This window comes from Oligoflexus tunisiensis (assembly GCF_001748245.1).
In the GTDB taxonomy this organism is placed as follows: Bacteria; Bdellovibrionota_B; Oligoflexia; order Oligoflexales; family Oligoflexaceae; genus Oligoflexus; species Oligoflexus tunisiensis.
This window is the reverse complement of sequence record NZ_BDFO01000001.1, coordinates 7054547-7072636: the sequence shown is the minus strand read 5'-3', so window position 1 is coordinate 7072636 and position 18090 is coordinate 7054547. Positions and strand designations below refer to the sequence as shown.

The following is an 18090-nucleotide window of genomic DNA, read 5'->3' as shown; positions in this document are numbered from 1 at the left end:
GTCAGAGTAGCAACGCAAAGCCCCGCAGCGATCAATCAAAATAGTTCGCAATGAGGCGAAAGCAGTAAGGATAAGAAAGCATGCCAACGATCAATCAGATCATCGCCAAAGGAAGAACGGTCCAGAAGAACCGGACCAAGGCTCCTGCGCTGAAGGGTTGCCCCCAGAAGCGTGGTGTTTGCACCCGCGTTTATACGACAACTCCCAAGAAGCCTAACTCCGCTCTCCGGAAAGTTGCTCGTGTACGCTTGACCAACGGCGTTGAAGTCACCTCTTACATCGGTGGTGAAGGCCACAACCTCCAGGAACACAGTGTGGTTCTGGTCCGCGGTGGAAAAGTGAAAGACTTGCCTGGTGTGCGTTATCACATCGTACGCGGCTCCCTCGACTGCTCGGGCGTGAACGCTCGCCGTCAGGGTCGTTCGAAGTACGGCGCGAAAAGACCAAAAAGCTAATTAACCACATCAGCTGTATAGCATTGGAGTGAAGTAGTATGGCACGTCGCCACACCGCAGAGAAACGGCAGGTCCTTCCTGATCCTGTTTTCAAAGATGAAGTTGTCACAAAATTCATCAACAGCATGATGAAGCATGGCAAGAAAGCTGCTGCTGAGAAAGCTTTCTACGGCGCCATGGAAGAAATTACAAAGCAAGGTAACGATCCAATCGAGACCTTTAAAACGGCTCTCGATAACGCCAAACCCATGCTGGAAGTGAAGTCCCGCCGCGTCGGTGGTTCGAACTACCAGGTTCCTGTCGAGATCCGTCCTGAGCGCCGTCAGGCTCTGGCGATCCGTTGGCTGATCGAATTTGCCCGTGGTCGGAGCGGTCGCAGCATGCGCGAGCGCCTCGCCGGTGAAATTCTGGATGCCGCCAACAAGCGTGGCGCAACCATCAAACGTCGTGAAGACGTTCATAAGATGGCTGAAGCGAACAAGGCGTTCGCGCATTATCGCTGGTAAGAAACTTAAAAAGTTGATTAAACTGTTCGCAAGTTTTGGCCCCGCTTCGGGGGCCGGCGAACAGTTTTTTTATTTCCTGAATCCAAGCCGAGAATACTTATGAAAGTCCAGGATCTTCCGCGGTTGCGTAACATCGGTATCATGGCGCATATCGATGCGGGCAAAACCACAACAACCGAACGCATTCTTTTTTATACAGGCAAGATTCACAAGGTCGGCGAGGTTCATGATGGGAACACCACCATGGACTGGATGGAGCAGGAGCAGGAGCGCGGGATCACCATCACTGCAGCTGCCATTACCGCCTACTGGAAGGATCATACGGTCAATATCATCGATACGCCTGGCCACGTGGATTTCACGGTGGAGGTGGAACGTTCCCTTCGGGTGCTCGATGGAGCCATCGCGGTCTTCGACGGCGTGCACGGAGTCGAGCCTCAGTCGGAAACGGTCTGGCGTCAGGCGGATAAATACAAGGTGCCGCGCCTCGCCTTTGTGAACAAACTCGATCGCGTAGGCGCCAGCTTCGACGAGTCGGTGCAGTCCATGCGCGATCGCCTCGCCGCAAACCCGGTGCCCTTCCAGCTGCCGATCGGCTCCGAGGATTCCTTTGTGGGCGTGGTCGATCTTATCACCCTCAAGGCCTACTACTGGGACGGTGATGCCCTGGGACAGGCCTTCCGCATCGAGGAGATCCCCGATGAGCTGAAGGACGAGGCCGAACTTGGTCGCATGCAGCTCATCGAAGCCGTCGCTGAATTCGATGATCACACCATGGAAAAATTCCTGGAAGGCAAGGACCTGACCGAAGAGGAAATCCGTCGGGCCGCCCGTAAAGGCTGCATTGCCATGAAAATGGTCCCGGTCTTCTGCGGCAGCGCCTTCAAAAATAAAGGCATTCAGCCGCTGCTCGATGCCGTGACCTGGTATCTCCCATCACCTCTGGATCTGCCGGATGTCGTGGGTCTTGATCCGGCCGATGAATCGAAGTCCATCACGCGCCGTCGCATTCCGGATGAGCCTTTGACGATGCTGGCTTTCAAGATTCAGAACGATCCCTTCGTCGGTCAGATCACCTATGTCCGGGTTTATTCCGGCAAACTCGCAACCAGTGAAACCGTTTACAACGCGCGCACGGGCAAGCGGGAGCGGATTTCCAAAATCCTCCGCATGGAAGCCAATCAGCGGCAGGAAGTGGATTTCATTGAAGCCGGCGACATCGCAGCCGTCGCGGGTCTCAAGGTGGTGGCCACCGGTGATACCCTTTGTGATCCGAAATATCCCATAGTTTTGGAATCGCTCGATGTGCCTGAGCCGGTGATCTCGATTGCGATCGAGCCGAAGAGCAGCGCCGACGCTCCGAAAATGACCAAGGCCCTCGAGCGTTTTGAAAACGAGGATCCCACACTGAAGGTCAGCGTCAACGCCGAAACCGGGCAGACCCTTCTGAGCGGCATGGGCGAGCTGCACCTTGAAATCATTATCGACCGCATGCAGCGTGAGTTCCGAGTTGGAGCCAACATCGGCAATCCCCAGGTCAACTATCGCGAAACCGTTTCAACAGCTTCCAAGGCCGAAAAAGTCTTCGAACGCGAAACGGAGAAACTCCATCAGTGGGCCCGGGTCGTGATTCAGGTGGAACCAGGACCGCAAACCGCGGCTCTGACATTCGAAAGCAAGGTCGGCAAGGACAAACTGAACGATGAAATGCAGCGGGCGGTCAAAGCCGGCTGTGAAGAGGCCGTCCAGGTCGGAGTGATCGCCGGTTATGCGATGACCGGTGTGAAGGCCACGCTGCTCGACGCCACGGTCGATCCCGAGCGTTCGGAGGCCAGTGCCTTCAAAATCGCGGCAGGCATGGCCATGCGGGATGCGATGCGGAATGCCAAACCCATTCTGCTCGAACCGGTCATGAGTCTTGAGGTTCTGGTGCCGGATGAATTCCTTTCGAACATTATCAAGGACCTCAACTCCCGCCGGGCGCGCGTGAACAACGTGGGCATGCGCGGTCACCTGCAGGAAGTGGATGCCATCGCTCCCTTGTCGGAGATGTTTGGTTATACGACAGATCTGCGGTCTGTATCGCAGGGCCGGGCCACCTACACGATGCGCTTTGCCGCCTACGAGCAGGTGCCTGATTCTGTTCTGCAAAAAATCACTGGGGGCGGTTTTTAAGAGATTGACAAGGCGGCCCTCAGCCGTTAGAAAAGGTGCTCCTGCACGGGATTGTAGCTCAGTTGGTTAGAGCGCTACGTTGACATCGTAGAGGTCCCCAGTTCGAGTCTGGGCAGTCCCACCACCAGGATCTCCATGAGTGAGAAACAAAAAAAGCGAAGCTGTTGAGGCTTCGCTTTTTTGTTTTTATTCTGTTCAACTCGCAACCTCGTCCCGCGTGGCGGGATAACGAGGGTGTGCTGAGCCCTCACGCAAACAGCGACTCCGCAAAATCCCGAGCCGAAAACTCCTTCAGATCCTTCGCCTTCTCACCCACACCGATGTACCGAATCGGAAGCCGGAACTTCCGTTTGATCCCAATGATCACGCCGCCCTTGGCGGTCCCGTCCAGCTTGGTCACGATAAGCCCGGTGAGGTTGACAAGTTCCCCAAAGGCCTTCACCTGCTGCACCGCGTTCTGTCCGGTGGTGGCGTCGATGACCAGCCAGGTTTCATGCGGAGCGTCCGGCATTTCCTTGGCGATCACCCGTTTGACCTTGGCCAATTCATCCATCAGTTCCGTTTTACTATGCAGACGGCCTGCCGTATCAATCAGAAGGACATCGACCCCACGCGCCTTGGCTGCTTTGACGGCATCAAAGGCCACCGAGGCGGGATCCGCCCCCTGCTGATGCTTGATCACGGGCACCCCCAGGCGATCGCCCCAGACCTGCAGCTGTTCAATCGCCGCGGCACGGAAGGTATCCCCGGCACAGAGCAGAACCGATTTGCCTTCGGCCACATAACGGGCCGCGAGCTTGCCAATGCTGGTGGTCTTGCCGACGCCGTTGACGCCGACCACCAGGACCACAAAAGGCCCTTCCGACGGCCTGTTCATGGGGGTATCCTCGGACCCCTGCAGCGATTCAGTCACCGCCTGTTTCAGTTCCGTGGAAATCACCGCCCAATCCGGGGCGGTGGGCTGTCCGCCAAAGCGTTTCCGTAAAATGTCCACCAGATGATCGGCTGTTTCCACACCCAGGTCACTGCGAAAGAGGACTTCGTGCACCTGTTCCAAAGTTTGATCATCGAGCTTTTGCCCACCGAGCAAACGCGAAAGATTGTCCTTGAGATGCGACCGGGTTTTGCTCAAACCCTGGCGCAAACGCTGAAGCCAGGAGGCCTGATCATCCGCCCGCAGTTCGGCCAGTTCGGGCGCTTCGGTGGGAACCTCCAGCGCCCGCTCCTGCGGTGCTTCCGGAACAGCAGGGACCTCCCGCGGCGGCTCTTCCGCACGTGGCGGCATGGGCTTTTCCATGAACCGGCGCAGAACAAAAAAAGCGAGCAGCATCAATACGGCAAGGACGCCTGAGGCGATGAGATCCCAGGGAAGGTCAGCGGACGCTTCAGCCGGAACCGTTTGAGCATATAAGGTTGGTATGAAATTCAGCATCACTCGAAATCCTATCCTTCCATTTTTGTTTTCCAGGACCGACGGCGAAAGGGCGTTTCATACTAACGGGAAATAGGTTAAAACTGTAGCACGAATCAAGTTCCCGGAGCTTTCATGACCAGGGTTTTGTCCACACTGCTCATCCTTGGCTGGGCGCTATGTCCCGCCAATCTCGGCGCGCAGGAAGTAACTGAGCCTTTGATACGCCCGGAACTGCCGAAGGAATGGAGCCGGGCCGTACGCGGCTTTCGGCGCGAGCATAATTTCTCCATCAGCTACGGCCATGTCATCAGTCGCTGGAAAGGCCATTTGACTGATGACGTCAACATATTTTCCTTTTCGAACGAAGGTCATCAGGTGCGCATCGCCTATGCCTTTCACCTGCCACTGATCGGGCCTTTTGGTTATTATCTGGGAACACAAACCAGTGCGCTGATGGTGCCGCCAACGAGCAAAAACAAGGTTGGCGAGATCAGCTATGGTCTGCCGGGACTCAATCTCGGTCTGATTCTGAATCTATCGGATCGCGTGCGCGTGGGCACCGGTGTGGAACTGGGCTGGCATCGCATTGAGAAACTCGGGCTGCCGGAAAGTTTTGAAAGCGAACGCATCAGCGTCACCGGCGAAACGCGGACCTGGAATGCGCAGGTCGATTATTTCTACAGACTTTCGTGGGCGGTCCAGCTTTCTTACGAATCTTCAGAACTTGATTACGCGCCGGAAGACAGTTTGTCGCTCCGTAAACTCTCCCGCACCTGGAGCCTCGGCATTCTAAAACATTTGATCTAGTTCTCCCTAAGCTCGCCAAAGTCATGTAGTATTGCGGCAGAGCGTGGGCAGCTTATTTTGGGCCAGGAGGGGCCGAAGGTATGTATACGTTCCAGTTAGTGGCAAGGGTCCAGCTAGAGAAATTTATGCTGGGAGGCCGCATGCGAGCCCTGATTGCCACAGCCCTGAGTTTCACGCTGCTTGCCTGTGGCGCCGCTCCCAATCGACATTCGATTGAAGAGCAACGCACTCAAAACGCCAACGCAGTTCCGAAGGCTGAGGGACCCTTTCATAGTCTCACCGGCTGGACGGAAAAGGTCAGCTTCTATATCGACGATACCGCTCCGGATGTTGTGGTGGAAGCAGCCATCACCGCCGGTGAATCCTGGAACGATGCCATGGGTCGCGAAGTTCTGATCTTCGCCGGTGTTGCAAAAATGCCCCGCGGTGATGAACTCTATTCCAGCCTCGATGATACCTACACCATGGTTTACTATGAAAAGAATTGGAAGGGATCAACCGGCAAGGCGGATACCACGCTGGCCACCACGGTCTGGGAAAATGCCAGCGGCTCCGATCGCATCATTAAAGGTGATGTGATCCTGAACGGTGAAACCTATCACTTCTGCGATGCGATGGACGTCTCTCGCAACCTGGGCCAGGACCTCGATATCGTCGATGCCGAGACCGTGCTGCTGCATGAGTTCGGTCATCTTCTTGGCCTCGATCATGTTGAAATTGAAGTGGATCCGGATTCCGTGATGCATGCCAAGACCTATATCGGCCCCAATATGAGCTTCCGCTCCCTGAGCGATGGCGACATTGAAAATATCCGCCAGGTTTATGAGTGAGCCTTGTCTGCCGAAAAGCAGACTAGGAGGACAATCCATGTCAAAGCTCAACAAGCCTAAAGAACGCGGATCTTCAGACGAACTTGAAATCATGCGCGAAATTATCAAGAATGATCCTCTCCTGCTCGAACGGGTCCTGACCAAGATCAGGGAAGTCCGGAACGGTGGGCGCAATCTGGCTGATGTCGTGGCCGAGAAAAAAGGCGCCAAACGCGAGGAAGAACGACGTAGAGGATCAGGGACTTGAGGTTTTTTCGCTGGATGGGTTGTCTGCTTTTCGTGGCCAGTGGCTGCCGCCATGCGGCTTCCCTCAACGAACCCCGTGTCATTGAACAGAGTCGCCGCGAACGCCCGGCCTGGGCTTCCAGCGAACACGCCAACGTCGTAAAATCCGGCGACATTATCGAATATCATAGCGTAAAGACCAAAGTGGTCGACCTGCCGCTTGGTCTCAAGCAGGCCGAGGCGTCCGCCTTGAACGATACAAGGCTGCAGATCCAAAACGAAATCGTGCTCTTTTGGAAAAGTGATAAATTATTTCAGGACCTTGATGTCGTCGATCGGGCCATGGTGACCCAGCAGCTCGAAAAGCTTTTGGCCAACCGCATCAGTCGCGATCTGATTCGGGACATCTACTATGAAAAGATCTCTGACCCAAATGCCGTAGCGGCTCTTCAGGATACCTACACCATTCACGTCCTCATTCAACTCAAACGCAGCACCTTGCAGGGTCTTTTGACTGATCTGCAGAAGTACTGCCGCAACAGTCTGCGTCAGGGTTTGATCAGGCTCGCTCAGAGTGATCAGGTCTTTTCTACTCAGCCATGAATTCTGCATAACACCTGGAGCCCGCGCCCGGAACGGCCCGGGATAAGGGCTTGCGTTTCAGGCTGGGGCTCTGCAGAATGTTTTCCACTCGCGTCCCCAACCGGCGTTGGTAGGATTATTAGGCTGGATTTCATTGCATGGCCGAACATAGCATCATGTCCACTTTCATGGCGCCTCTATGGTGGATCCAAGCCTTTGAGCTGGCCTTGCAGCTGCGCCGATTGGAAGCTGATCCGTATAGCATGAGCATGGCAGCCGGCCTGAGTCCAGCCTTGACCGATGCCGAACTGAGCGCCCTGCTGGTTCTGATGCAGCAGGCCCAGCAGCAGATCCTGCAGGGCCAAAAGTGGCTGCACCTCAGTCCGGATAATCTGCAAAAAAATCTCGCGGGGCATGGCCGCACACGGGCCTTTCTCTTTCTGCGGGTTCTCCAGATTCTGCGCAGCCTGCAGGTTTATCCAGCCGCGACGCAGGAACCCTTTGAGCCGGTGCCTCTCTTCGATCGTGAGGAAAGGCGCCGTGATGCGCAGGGCTCCTGGAAAACAGTGTTCCGTCCGGCCCCGATGGCCGCCGAGCTGCTTCTGGGTTATGGCGAGCCTTATGCGGAGCTCGCGCGTCTGCTCGATGGCAAACCTCGCGTGCATCGGCTCCTCGGCCGCAGTCAGCCTCTGCCCTTGCGCCCATCCGTATGGCTGGATCTTGTGCAGCTCGAGCAGTTTGTGTTTCTGCAGCTGCAAAAGGCCACGCTTTGGGAAAAGAGCAGCTTCCGCTGGGATGCGGTTTTTGGCCGTTCCTTTGAAAATATGTTCAACGGCCTGAGCCTGCCCGTGCCGCGGGAAACACCGGAAAACTGGAGCCCTTTCCGCCAGAAAATGCGTCTGCTCACCAAGGTCGGACGCAAACTGATGGATCACGGTGTCCTGAAAAATCCGCAGGAACTCGATTACCTCGCGGTGGAAACCGAGAGTGATCCTCTGCTGGTGGTCTGGCAGATGAATGACACCGACCTGCGCGAAGGCGAAATGAAAGCCTATGAACAGCGCTGCGCCCGCTATTTCCGCGAGCACACCATGGAGCCGGTGATCAAGAAAATTACGCCGATCCTGGCTCCTTCGAGCGGCCTGTCCATCGAAGGCTGCCTTCAGCTCTGGCGCGAACTTGATGACGCCGAACGGGCCCAGCCGATCGGCTATATGACGCTCGAAGGCAATCTTCTGTTAAGTTACACCGTGCTCTTCTACGAGTGGTCTTTGCGGCAGAAAGCAGGTGACATTCTCAAGCTTCCGGGCTGGCTCGCGGAAAGCGCGGCCGTCCATGAACTCAATGCGCCCAAAAAAAGCCTGAATGATCGTTTGCAGGCCTTTGCCCGCATCATCAATGATCACTCGACCTATGCGCGCGATATGGAAACCCTGCCCCGGGCCAGCCTTGCCGCGCCGGTGTCCTGGCGTCAGCGCGAGGTTTTGGAATTCCTCGCCTCGCACAGTGTGAAGAGTCATCTCACGCGTGATGCCGCGGAGGTCGATGAAAGTTCAAGGCGTGCCGCGGCCCCCCGTCCGCTCGCACCACCCGCCGTGGCGGCCGTGGCTGCCACTCGCAAAGCCATTCCCGACAGCGATTTGCGGCGTCAGGCCAACGAGGAACTGCAGAAAATGCGGGACAAGGATCCCAAGCGCTATCAGGTGCTGAAGCAGCTTTATCTGGATAATCTCGAATTGGAAAAAAAGCAGATTATTCTGGAGATGAAGGAGCGGATGCAGCCGCAGGCTTTTGATGACCATCTGAAATACAGTCTGGTCAAATATATGATGGAAAATCCTCGCAGCTGGCAGATGGGCGAAAACGCAGCGCTTTAATTCACGCGCTAGGCAGGTAACCATTCACAATCGCGAGCAGCTGCTCCTTTTGCACCGGCTTGACCAGAAACGCATTCACACCCAAATCCTTGGCCTGGGTCAGAGCATCCGAGCCGGTTTCCGTGGTGAGCATGCAGATGGGAATGTGCTGCCAGTTTTTAATCTTTTTGATCTCGGCGATCATTTCCAGGCCGCTCATCCAGGGCATGTTGATGTCCGTGAAGATCAGACCGATGTCGGGATGGTCGTTGAGCTTGCTCAATCCGTCCTTGCCGTCGCCGGCTTCAATCACCTGCAGATTCAATCCCGCCAGATGGCTGACAACCAGCCGGCGAGCCGTGACGGAGTCATCGACCACAAGGATTTTTTTGCTCATCGTTTTTTTGTCCATGCCTGGTTGTTGCTTAATGATACCAGTTTAGCTGCTTGGACCTCAAGCGCATCCGCCCCCACTGAGGCGGACCCTTTAGCGGGCAAAGAAAGCCTGGTTGAGCGAGGTGTAGCGGCCATCCGCAGACGGCGTAAAACCTTGCAGAGACCGATTCACGACCGCGAAATTATCCTCATGCCAGAGAGCGAGTAAGGGCAGATCCTGGTCCACAAGCTCCTGCACGTTCTGATAGATCCGAAGTCTTTGCTCCGGGCTTGCAGCCCGTTTTCCCTGCTCCAGCAGGGTATCCAGTTTAGGATTGCTGTATCGGCCGCGATTGTCACCCAGAGGGGGAAAGCTGCTTGTGGCCAAAGCCTTGCGGTAAACATCGGGATCGCTGAGATCCGTCCAGGTCAGGCCCCAGAGCTGCACGCGGCCGCTTCGGATGTCCTGCTCGAAGCTCTTCCATTCCAAGGGCTGCACGACCAGCTTGATGCCAATGCGTTTGAGCTGGGAAGCCATGGCCTTGGCGATGCTGATGTGAGAGATATCGGTGGTGGTGCGGTAGCTCAGCTCAAAGCGACTGGCGCCTTTTCGTGGAAAGCCGGCCTTGTCCAGAATCTTTTCGGCCTTGGCCAGATCCAGCGTGCGTGCCTTCAAACCCTTGTGATGAAAGGGCGAGACGGGTGGCAGAAGGGTGGTTGCCGGGGTGGCCAGTCCACCGAGGACAAGATCGATGATTTCCTGCCGGTTGATGGCGTGGGCGATCGCCTCCCGCACTGCGGGGTGGCCAGCCAGAGGATCGCGCATATGAAAGCCGAGATAGGTCGTCTTCAAGCCGGGACTCCTGAGCACGTCGAGCTGCAGGTTTTTCCGGGCTATGGTCTTCAGAGCCTCCCGGCTGATTCCGTTCTGCACGAGATCGAGTTCGCCTGACTGCAGCTGGGCAAAGCGGGTCTTTGCACTCTTCACGATTTTGATTTCAATCTCTTTGAGACGGGGCGGCGGGCCGGAATAATGCGGGTTTTCTTCCAGGAGAATATTCTCCCATTGGATGTTTTTGACGGAATAGGGCCCACAATTCGGTGTCTTGATCGGATCGATACGTAATTCCTTGGCAAATTGAGCCGGAAGAATGCCAAGGATCAGCTGGTCCGAAAAACCGGCATTCGGTTCCTTAAGATGGAATGTAACTGTTTTTCCCTTGGCCTCGACCGCGCTTAGCTCGGGGTAGGAAGCGCTCCGGGCCATGGGTTGATGGTGCAGCAGAGCCTGCCAGGTGGCGGCCACATCGTGGGCCGTGACAGCGCTGCCATCACTAAATTTCACGCCGTCCCGGACGGTCACATCCAGAATTGTGGGTGATTTCCACTGGGGAGCCGCAGCGGCGATACCAGGCACAGGGCGCCCTTCCGCATCAAAGGTCATAAGGCTGCAATGAATCAGGCTTTCCACGGATTGCGCACGCGCGTCCACACTTTGACGGGGATCGAAGCTGCGAATGGTATCATCGAGGGCAAGCTGCAGGCGGGTGCGGGAGGCCGGTTCGGGTCGAGCCATCCCTGGCGTGATCAAGCCGAGTGCGGTGACCCATATTTTAAGGGTTGAACCACAGTTTGGGCTCCTCCGCATATTTACCTCTTCGCAGTTGCGTGGTTGAACCTAATAGTACACAAATTGGCAAAATTAAGGGAGAATTTGTCTTTGTGGCTGATGCGGGCTCCCGGAAAAAAACCTTGTGAAGGGCAGCAGAGGGTCGTATAATTTACGGTAAATCTTGACGAAATTGGGCATGAATGGCCAAGGTGAATATAATCGCTCAAGTTTTCTCCCCAAATGTTCGATGATTACCCTTGACGAGAGGCGGCCTGCTAAGGCAGAGGATAGTGTACACAAGGATTGCCATTTCTCCGGAAGGGTTCCCTGAACCCGTGCAAGCCCCTTCAAAAGTAATGAGATAGCGTTCCGCCAGACAGATGCCCGGTACCCCGTCGCTGGCCGACAGTGTTCCGCCAGCCAGAAGTTTGGTTCCCAGTCGCTGACCGACAATCCCAGGGTTTCGTCCAGGATTTCGGACTCATGGCCCGGCGTGGCATGGATCCTGATTTTCGTACTGCATGACCCCAATATTTTTTCTAAAAACCTGCCCGACAAGGCGGGTCCTCGTTTATAACGTTTGGAGATAGAATCGAATGGCGGAAAAGGTGAAAGCAAAAAAGGCCAAGGCCCCAAGCAAGAAAGCCAGTCCCAAAGCTCGCAAGAGTGAAACCGCAGTGAAGCTGGAAGAGGAGACTGCTCCGGTGATCAAACGCAACAAGACCGGAAAAATTCTCGCCAAATCCGCCTCGGAATCTGTCCCCGAAGAACTCGAGACCTCGGCAACAGAAGAAGAAACAGATGAACTGCCGCCACTGGAGCAAAAATTCAATGCTCCTGAGCCAGCCATCATCCGGGAAAATCCCAAAGTCCCAGGCCCTGTCGTGGTCGCTGCTTCAGGCGACAACAGCGAGCAGCTGCGCGTGAAACTTTCCAAGTCTCTCGTGCGAAAACTGCGTGAGCAGGCTGCCGATGAAGGCATCGGTCTGGATGAATTCGTCACCGAGCTCTTGTCGGAAAGCGTTGTGCTGCGCGCTTGGGAAATCGTCGAACGCAAGAATCAAATGAAAGGTGGCCAGCCGCCGATGGGCAATGGTCGCGGCAACGGTCCCCACAATAATAATAATTCCCAGCAAAACCGCAACGGCCAAGGCCACCGTGGCAACAAAGGCCATCGTGGAATGAATCACAGTCGTTATCAAACGATCATGGAAGACAAGGGTGCTTTCATGGAGTATGTGCGCGGGCAGGAACGGAATCGGCGTTAAGAGGAGTTTGGGACCGGCTCCCAAATCAAACGCGGAAAGGAAGCCGGTTAGTAGTGGAGGAGAGGTCTACTAAGAGACACTCACCTCCGTGCTACTAGTGCAGTCGAACAACACCACAGCACCACCTCCTTTCCTAGGCATTTAGCCTATAGGACCATTTCAAACCGCGGTTCATCCGCATGGCCAGAGGGTCCTAGTCTGATTCTAACACCATTAATCTCGGGGTTGGAAGCTGACCAGATGGCATGGGTCGCTTTTTTTTGGAAAAGGCGTCCTCAGGGTTTCACAAAGAACTGTTCGCGGTAAAAGCGGAGCTCGTTGATGCTCTCCCGAATATCATCCAAAGCCCTATGTTGATTGGCCTTGGATGGGGCCGCAGGTCCGCCTGGATACCAGCGTTTGACCAGTTCCTTGATCGTGCTAACGTCGATCATGCGGTAATGCAAATACTCATTCACACGCGGCATATGGTTCATGAGAAACATCCGGTCCTGGGCGATGGAGTTGCCACAGATCGGGGATTGACGTGGTCCAACATGCAGTTTCAGGAAATTCAGCACGGCTTCTTCGGCTTCCTGCAGGGTGACCGTGGAAGCCAGCACAGCCTGCCAAAGGCCGGACTTGGTATGATGTTCCTGGTTCCAGGCGTCCATCTTTTCAAAAAGTTCCGCGGGCTGATGGACGATGAGCTGCGGTCCTTCCACGACAACTTCAAGATCCTTGTTGGTCAGTAATACGGCCACTTCAAGGACAACGTCTGTCGCCGGATTCAGGCCGGACATCTCCATGTCCACCCATACGAGCAGGTTGTCCTGTTTATCTGCCATGGCTCCTCCCCAGGTTTCAGCGGATTCATTGTCATTGCGGCTGCATGGCAGGCTTGCCGCCCTGCTCTCGTTGCGAGAGCGTCGACAATTTTTATCGATTTATCATGGTTCCGAATCTATCATAAGTCCACCCGCTAAGAAAGCAGGGAAGCCTTAACACTCTACCTGAGGAGCTTGAAAATCTCTATGGCGACGACCACCCAACCACAGACGCTTGCGAAAATGAAGCGTTGGCTCGCAGCGGCCTGTTTAATTCCACTTGGATTGATGAGCAGCCAATTGATGGCCGAGCCCGCGTTTAAGATTAATGGTAAGGCTTACTCAGTTGAAGACTTGGCCAGAGACCATCAGGGCAAGTTCTATGAGATCGAACAAAAGCGTTATGAATTGATTTCGGATCTGGCCCGCGAAAAATATCTCGATGAGTTCTGGCAAGGTCTTGCGGACAAAGGCAAGGTCAGCGTTGAGAAAGCGCGTAACGATTATCTTGATGCGCGCACCAAGGTATCGGATGGCGACATCAAGGAAGCCATGGATCAATTCAAGGACTATCCGGCGCTGAAAGACAAGAGCGATGCCGAAAAGCGCAAGATGATCACCGATTATCTGAAGAGCAAGAAAGCTCAGGATGTGTTCCAGAACATCCTCGCCGAAGGCGTGGCCAAGAAGCAGCTGGAAATTCAGTATCCTGAACCCAAGGAACCCGTCTTCAAATTGACCGTGACCGACGCCGACCCGGTGAAATACGGTCCCAATCCCAAAGACATCAAACCCATGGGCTGTGCGGGTAACGCCTGTCCTGTGACCGTGATTGAGTATTCCGAGTACCAGTGTCCTTTCTGTGAGCGCGTTCAGCCTACTGTGAAGCGCATCATGAAGGACTATCAAGGCAAAATCCGTTGGGTGGTTCGCGACTTCCCACTCGGTTTCCACAATCGCGCCAAGCCCGCTGCCATCGCCGCCCGCTGTGCCAAGGATCAGGGCAAGTTCTGGGAAATGTATGAAGAACTCTTCAAAAACCAGAAGAACCTGGGCGACTCCGACTTCAAAAAATATGCGACGACCGTTGGTCTCGACATGAAAAAGTTTGAGGAATGTACCAAAAACCCAGCGAAACAATTGGAAATTATCGACAACAACACCCGTTCGGGTGAAAAAGTCGGTGTGACCGGAACCCCGGCGTACTTTGTCAATGGCCGTCGCCTCTCGGGTGCCTTGCCTTACGAGGAATTCAAGAAGGTCATCGACAGCGAACTCGCGAAAAAGTAAGGCTTTTTCGCCTGGGTTGGGCGTAAAGGTCTCAAGAAAATTACCCTCGAGCCGATACTTCAGAAGTCACTGGACCGTCGCGCGAGAGGGTTTTTTCATGTCCGCATCCGCTCAGAACAGGGATAGTCGCAAAGTGAAGCGCGTCCGGCTCGAACGCCCGATGCGTGTGGTGATCGCTTCCATTGGCGCCCAGGTGCGCTACGAAACGACCGCCCGGGATATCTCGCACACCGGATTTTTCCTCGAATTTGACAGCCCCAATCGTTTTCCATTCAATCAATCGAGCATCCTGGAAGTCTGGGCCGAACTGGAGCCCGACTGCGCGATTTTTTTCAATGGAAAGATGGCTCGCGTGGTCGGCAAGGAAAATGCCGTGGTCAAGGATTCCGGAGCCGGCATCGCCATTAAAATTGTGCAGATCGATCGGGATAACGAAAAAATACTGCAGGATTTTATCACACGCAAAAGCAACGATAATCCGGGGTCTGCGGCGTGAAGAACCTTGGTGTCATGGCAGCGGCAGTCCTGGCTCTCCTCTTCCTTGAGATTCAAGCCGCGGCGGCCACCGTCGCTCGACCCAAAACCGCTCTGTCGCGGGTGGTCACCCATCAGATCCGTCCTCGTGATACTCTCCGTGCTGGTCAGGACATTGAACTTCGCAAGGTGCAGGCCATGCTGAGCAGACAAGGCCCCCCCCAAGGCCGGAAGCCTGAGCCACGACGCTGAGCGTCCGCCGGTACCCACCTTTCCGGGTTTTTCTGGACGCAGAAAGCCGAATTGTTTAGAGTTAATGGTAATATGCAAGTATCCCCTGGCGGATCGCAAGAGAGAGGGCAGCAATGGACTGGAAGGCCATCACAATACCGGACGGCAGCAAGCTATTTAAGATTCATCGTTTCAATTTTCTCCACCAAGGTGTCAACTATCTCTTCGAGATTAACGAATTGGGCCCCAATATGTGGATTGGTCATGGCGAACATGCCACGGACCAGAGCAGCGTCATTCCCACCGTCAATGGCGCAAGCCTTGAGGAAACACTCAACAAGTTGATCAGCCAGGTCAACAAACGCGGATGAGGACTGGCCGTGAAGCTCGGAATTGAAGTTCTGGCCGCCGCACCGCAAGCGGCTCAAGCCTGGGGCCGTTGCGCCCTTCTTTGCAATCAGGCCTCAGTTACGCAAAGCTTCAAGTCCTCCTGGGACCTCCTGCGTGATCTGTTGGGCTCAAAGCTGGTCGCCTTCTTCGGACCGCAGCATGGATTCCATGCGACGGTGCAGGACAACATGATTGAAACCGGCCACCATCAGGGTGGTCCGTTCGGTTTGCCCGTCTATAGCCTCTATTCTGAAACCCGCGAGCCCAAGCCTGAGATGCTCAATGGCGTCGACACCATCCTGGTCGATCTGCAAATTTCCGGCTGCCGCGTCTATACCTTCAAGTACACGATCGCCGGCTGTCTGCGCATGGCCAAAAAATTGGGCAAACGCGTGGTCGTGCTGGATCGCCCCAATCCATTGGCGGGCGAAGCCATGGAAGGGCGTGTTCTGGATGCCGGGGCGCGGTCCTTTGTCGGTGAGTATGCCATTCCCTTGCGTCACGGTCTGACCGTGGCGGAAGCCGCCCGCTATTTCAATGCGGACATTGGCGCTGAGCTGGACGTGATCGCCATGGAAGGCTGGAATCCCAAGGCCTATTGGGGTGAATACTACAAGCACTGGATCCTCACGTCCCCGAACCTGCCCACGATCGATCCGGTTTATGTGTATCCAGCCACCGTGATGCTGGAAGCCACCAATCTTTCCGAGGGTCGCGGCACGGGCCTGCCCTTCCAATTTGTAGGGGCGCCTTACATCAAGGATGGCGCTCAGTATGCCGCCCGCGTGCAGGACTACTACCGGAGCGCCGGCTTTCACCTGCGCCCTGCGGAGTTTCAACCGACCTCTCAGAAATGGGCGGGCGAAGTGTGCCGGGGTTTCCAGATCCACGTTCTCGATCCCAAACAGATCCATACCTTCCCTCTGGGCCTTGCCATCATGCGCGCGGCCATGGACCTGGCTCCCCAGGGTTTTGCGTGGAAGGGTCCGGGCTACGAATATGATTTCGTGAATTCGCCGATCAATTTGATCCTGGGGCATCTCAAGGCTGAGGATCACATGACCAAAAACTTCAGTCTGAAGGATCCGTTCTGGGCGGAGGGCCTTGCGGAGTATCAAAAGAAGGCTGAGAAGGTTCTTTTGTATGCGCGTGGCCTGAGGCCGATGCTTCCGGATTGAAGATGCAAGAGAGAAAGCGAAAGGCCGGCTCCTGAAGCCGGCCTTTTTTCGTTTGGGGATGGGTCAGGGGCGTCCTGCCGTCACAGGAATGGTGTTGGTCAGGCTCTGGAATTGCTCGGTGACCCGAATACTGGTGAAATCCTTGTCGAGGCGAGCGGTCTGCTGCAGCCGCGGATCCAGGCCGATGGCGGCCTTCAGGGAGCCCAGGGCCTCATTGGTTCGGCCGAGGATGGCCAGCACGCAGGCCTCATTGTAACGGGCCGTGGCATCCTGAGGGTCGATTTTGGTGGCCTCGTGGAATATCGCCAGAGCCTTATCCAGCTGATGCATCCGATAGTAGGTTAAACCCAGGCCGTTCAAAAACTCCGTGCGCTCAGGTTCCAAAAGGATGGCTGAGCTGAAGGATTCGATGGCCTGATCATGCATGGCGAGGCGCTCGGACAGCACTTCACCCTGCAGAGCATAGAGATAGCTGGAACCGGCCATCACCAGCCGCAGTTCATCGAGCAGAGCCACGAAATCCAAAAGTCGCTGGCTCTTTTCATAAGCCTTGTGCGAGAAAGCGACCCATTCCATCGGATTTTTGGCAAGGCCGATGGCCTCGGCAAAGAGCCGGCGGGCCTCGTCATATTTTTTACCATGCTCCAGTTCCAGGCTGGCCATATGCGCCAGGACCATGGCCCGGCGGCCCTTGTCCAGAGCCTCATGCTTCAAAACGTCCGTCAGGATTTTTTGAGCTTCCCGCGGCTTTTTCAGATGGCTGTAAAGAATGATGCCGTCATTGATAAAGACCTCGGTCATATCCGGATGCTTTTTCTGCAGCTGCGCATAGAGCTGATGAGCTTCCTGATACTGCTGATGATCGCTCAGGGCAATCGCCAGGCTCAAATCAAAAAGTTGATGCGGATAACGTTCCCGCCAGGAGCGCAGATCCTCGATCAGATTCTCGCCCTTGGCATGCGATTGCATGGTGGCAATCACATAAGGGATCACAATATTGCGCGAGCTCGCATCCTTTTTCAGGCTGCGTTCGAAATGCTTGAGCACCGTGGATTCCGGGACCTGTCCGGTCAAAAGCTGGCCGCGCATGAAGTCCACGCGCCAGGACTGTCTCACCGGCAGCTTGCTGTCACCGTCCAGGATGGACAGCGCATTTTCCGTATAGCCCATGAGGTCAAGGACCTGAGCGGATACGATGTAACCATATTCATCCTGCGGACTCAGCTCGATAGCCTGCTGCCCGAGTTCGGAGGCATGTTTCAGATAACGGAGCTGGGATGGGTTCTGTTTGAACTGCTTTAGATAGAGTTCAGCCAAAAGATAATGCCCAAAGGCTGAGTACGGGTCCTCCTGAACCAGACGCGCCGCAGACTTTTCCAGCTTGTCGAGCTCTTCCATTTCAGCGAGCCAGACGGATTCTTCAAGGGTTCGGGGCTGGGGGATGGTCTTGGGGGCTGGGGGGATCTTGGGGCTGGCCGTGGTCAGGCTGGGGAGGAGGAGAAGCGTGGAAGCCAGGAAAATCCTGCCGAAGCCGCCACCGCCCGATTTCGAGCTGAAATCACGGCAATCCTTAATGCCAGGTCCTGGTATCCGTTCCCAACTCATAACCACCTCAG

Annotated in this window: 19 protein-coding genes and 1 tRNA gene; 15 read left to right on the top strand and 5 right to left on the bottom strand. The window is 55.3% G+C overall.

Translation table 11 applies throughout. The features are described from left to right. Positions 1-80 precede the first annotated feature (80 nt). From rpsL to OLTU_RS29385, 4 genes are all read left to right on the top strand, one after another. Positions 81-455 carry a 30S ribosomal protein S12 gene (rpsL, locus tag OLTU_RS29400; protein ID WP_141736292.1) on the top strand — a complete coding sequence of 125 codons (375 nt, stop codon included), beginning with the start codon at positions 81-83 and terminating at the stop codon, positions 453-455. A 38-nt stretch (positions 456-493) separates the two neighbouring features. Next, entirely contained in the window at positions 494-961 is a 468-nt protein-coding gene (gene rpsG / locus OLTU_RS29395) for a 30S ribosomal protein S7 (RefSeq protein ID WP_141736291.1), read from the top strand. A 99-nt stretch (positions 962-1060) separates the two neighbouring features. Then, on the top strand, positions 1061-3136 hold the full coding sequence (gene fusA, locus OLTU_RS29390) for an elongation factor G (protein ID WP_141736290.1): 2076 nt from the start codon (positions 1061-1063) through the stop codon (positions 3134-3136). A gap of 47 nt (positions 3137-3183) precedes the next feature. Further along, a tRNA-Val gene (locus OLTU_RS29385) sits at positions 3184-3260 on the top strand. A gap of 123 nt (positions 3261-3383) precedes the next feature. Here the strand turns inward: OLTU_RS29385 and ftsY are convergent. After that, on the bottom strand, positions 3384-4568 hold the full coding sequence (gene ftsY / locus OLTU_RS29380; protein WP_218110349.1) for a signal recognition particle-docking protein FtsY: 1185 nt from the start codon (positions 4566-4568) through the stop codon (positions 3384-3386). Between the two features lie 114 nt (positions 4569-4682). Between ftsY and OLTU_RS29375 the strand changes: the two genes are divergently transcribed. The 5 genes from OLTU_RS29375 to OLTU_RS29355 all read left to right on the top strand — a co-directional run bounded on the left by OLTU_RS29375 (position 4683) and on the right by OLTU_RS29355 (position 8871). Continuing rightward, entirely contained in the window at positions 4683-5357 is a 675-nt protein-coding gene (locus tag OLTU_RS29375; RefSeq protein WP_141736289.1) for a hypothetical protein, read from the top strand. 140 nt (positions 5358-5497) lie between these two features. Continuing rightward, positions 5498-6187 (top strand): matrixin family metalloprotease, encoded by a 690-nt coding sequence (locus tag OLTU_RS29370; protein ID WP_176737073.1) that lies wholly within the window; start codon positions 5498-5500, stop codon positions 6185-6187. Between the two features lie 37 nt (positions 6188-6224). Next, positions 6225-6434, top strand: a complete 210-nt coding sequence (locus OLTU_RS29365) for a hypothetical protein (RefSeq protein ID WP_141736287.1) — start codon at positions 6225-6227, stop codon at positions 6432-6434. Then, positions 6431-7015, top strand: a complete 585-nt coding sequence (locus OLTU_RS29360) for a hypothetical protein (RefSeq protein ID WP_141736286.1) — start codon at positions 6431-6433, stop codon at positions 7013-7015. Before OLTU_RS29365 ends, OLTU_RS29360 begins: the two co-directional genes overlap by 4 nt. 137 nt (positions 7016-7152) lie before the next feature. After that, entirely contained in the window at positions 7153-8871 is a 1719-nt protein-coding gene (locus OLTU_RS29355; protein WP_141736285.1) for a hypothetical protein, read from the top strand. 1 nt (position 8872) lies between these two features. Here the strand turns inward: OLTU_RS29355 and OLTU_RS29350 are convergent, their stop codons facing one another. Then, positions 8873-9247, bottom strand: a complete 375-nt coding sequence (locus OLTU_RS29350) for a response regulator (RefSeq protein ID WP_176737072.1) — start codon at positions 9245-9247, stop codon at positions 8873-8875. 90 nt (positions 9248-9337) lie between these two features. Next, positions 9338-10873 carry an ABC transporter substrate-binding protein gene (locus tag OLTU_RS29345; protein WP_141736283.1) on the bottom strand — a complete coding sequence of 512 codons (1536 nt, stop codon included), beginning with the start codon at positions 10871-10873 and terminating at the stop codon, positions 9338-9340. Positions 10874-11445: 572 nt separating this feature from the next. On the opposite strand from OLTU_RS29345, the gene OLTU_RS29340 reads away from it, so the two are divergent. Further along, the gene (locus OLTU_RS29340) at positions 11446-12105 is read left to right on the top strand and encodes a hypothetical protein (protein ID WP_218110348.1); all 660 of its coding nucleotides are present in this window, start codon (positions 11446-11448) and stop codon (positions 12103-12105) included. A 275-nt stretch (positions 12106-12380) separates the two neighbouring features. Here the strand turns inward: OLTU_RS29340 and orn are convergent, their stop codons facing one another. Further along, complete coding sequence (gene orn, locus OLTU_RS29335) at positions 12381-12932, bottom strand: oligoribonuclease (protein WP_141736281.1); 552 nt, start codon at positions 12930-12932, stop codon at positions 12381-12383. A 186-nt stretch (positions 12933-13118) separates the two neighbouring features. On the opposite strand from orn, the gene OLTU_RS29330 reads away from it, so the two are divergent. From OLTU_RS29330 to OLTU_RS29310, 5 genes are all read left to right on the top strand, one after another. Beyond that, positions 13119-14201, top strand: coding sequence for a DsbA family protein (locus OLTU_RS29330; protein WP_141736280.1), 1083 nt, complete (start codon positions 13119-13121; stop codon positions 14199-14201). Between the two features lie 97 nt (positions 14202-14298). Continuing rightward, entirely contained in the window at positions 14299-14697 is a 399-nt protein-coding gene (locus tag OLTU_RS29325; RefSeq protein WP_176737071.1) for a PilZ domain-containing protein, read from the top strand. Next, a complete protein-coding gene (locus OLTU_RS29320; protein ID WP_141736278.1) occupies positions 14694-14927 on the top strand; it encodes a hypothetical protein in 234 nt (77 codons plus the stop codon). Before OLTU_RS29325 ends, OLTU_RS29320 begins: the two co-directional genes overlap by 4 nt. Positions 14928-15040: 113 nt before the next feature. Further along, positions 15041-15277 carry a hypothetical protein gene (locus OLTU_RS29315; RefSeq protein WP_141736277.1) on the top strand — a complete coding sequence of 79 codons (237 nt, stop codon included), beginning with the start codon at positions 15041-15043 and terminating at the stop codon, positions 15275-15277. Between the two features lie 9 nt (positions 15278-15286). Continuing rightward, positions 15287-16474 carry an exo-beta-N-acetylmuramidase NamZ family protein gene (locus OLTU_RS29310; protein ID WP_176737070.1) on the top strand — a complete coding sequence of 396 codons (1188 nt, stop codon included), beginning with the start codon at positions 15287-15289 and terminating at the stop codon, positions 16472-16474. Between the two features lie 63 nt (positions 16475-16537). On the opposite strand, the gene OLTU_RS29305 is transcribed toward OLTU_RS29310, so the two are convergent. Beyond that, on the bottom strand, positions 16538-18079 hold the full coding sequence (locus OLTU_RS29305; RefSeq protein WP_141736275.1) for a TPR end-of-group domain-containing protein: 1542 nt from the start codon (positions 18077-18079) through the stop codon (positions 16538-16540). Positions 18080-18090: the final 11 nt, after the last annotated feature.

What these genes read in the sequence shown, in the direction of transcription:
- rpsL (WP_141736292.1), top strand. Translation starts at nt 81, where the DNA reads ATGCCAACGATCAATCAGATCATCGCCAAAGGAAGAACGGTCCAGAAG.
- rpsG (WP_141736291.1), top strand. Translation starts at nt 494, where the DNA reads ATGGCACGTCGCCACACCGCAGAGAAACGGCAGGTCCTTCCTGATCCT.
- fusA (WP_141736290.1), top strand. Translation starts at nt 1,061, where the DNA reads ATGAAAGTCCAGGATCTTCCGCGGTTGCGTAACATCGGTATCATGGCG.
- ftsY (WP_218110349.1), bottom strand. Translation starts at nt 4,568, where the DNA reads ATGCTGAATTTCATACCAACCTTATATGCTCAAACGGTTCCGGCTGAA.
- OLTU_RS29375 (WP_141736289.1), top strand. Translation starts at nt 4,683, where the DNA reads ATGACCAGGGTTTTGTCCACACTGCTCATCCTTGGCTGGGCGCTATGT.
- OLTU_RS29370 (WP_176737073.1), top strand. Translation starts at nt 5,498, where the DNA reads ATGCGAGCCCTGATTGCCACAGCCCTGAGTTTCACGCTGCTTGCCTGT.
- OLTU_RS29365 (WP_141736287.1), top strand. Translation starts at nt 6,225, where the DNA reads ATGTCAAAGCTCAACAAGCCTAAAGAACGCGGATCTTCAGACGAACTT.
- OLTU_RS29355 (WP_141736285.1), top strand. Translation starts at nt 7,153, where the DNA reads ATGGCCGAACATAGCATCATGTCCACTTTCATGGCGCCTCTATGGTGG.
- OLTU_RS29350 (WP_176737072.1), bottom strand. Translation starts at nt 9,247, where the DNA reads ATGAGCAAAAAAATCCTTGTGGTCGATGACTCCGTCACGGCTCGCCGG.
- OLTU_RS29345 (WP_141736283.1), bottom strand. Translation starts at nt 10,873, where the DNA reads ATGCGGAGGAGCCCAAACTGTGGTTCAACCCTTAAAATATGGGTCACC.
- orn (WP_141736281.1), bottom strand. Translation starts at nt 12,932, where the DNA reads ATGGCAGATAAACAGGACAACCTGCTCGTATGGGTGGACATGGAGATG.
- OLTU_RS29330 (WP_141736280.1), top strand. Translation starts at nt 13,119, where the DNA reads ATGGCGACGACCACCCAACCACAGACGCTTGCGAAAATGAAGCGTTGG.
- OLTU_RS29325 (WP_176737071.1), top strand. Translation starts at nt 14,299, where the DNA reads ATGTCCGCATCCGCTCAGAACAGGGATAGTCGCAAAGTGAAGCGCGTC.
- OLTU_RS29315 (WP_141736277.1), top strand. Translation starts at nt 15,041, where the DNA reads ATGGACTGGAAGGCCATCACAATACCGGACGGCAGCAAGCTATTTAAG.
- OLTU_RS29305 (WP_141736275.1), bottom strand. Translation starts at nt 18,079, where the DNA reads ATGAGTTGGGAACGGATACCAGGACCTGGCATTAAGGATTGCCGTGAT.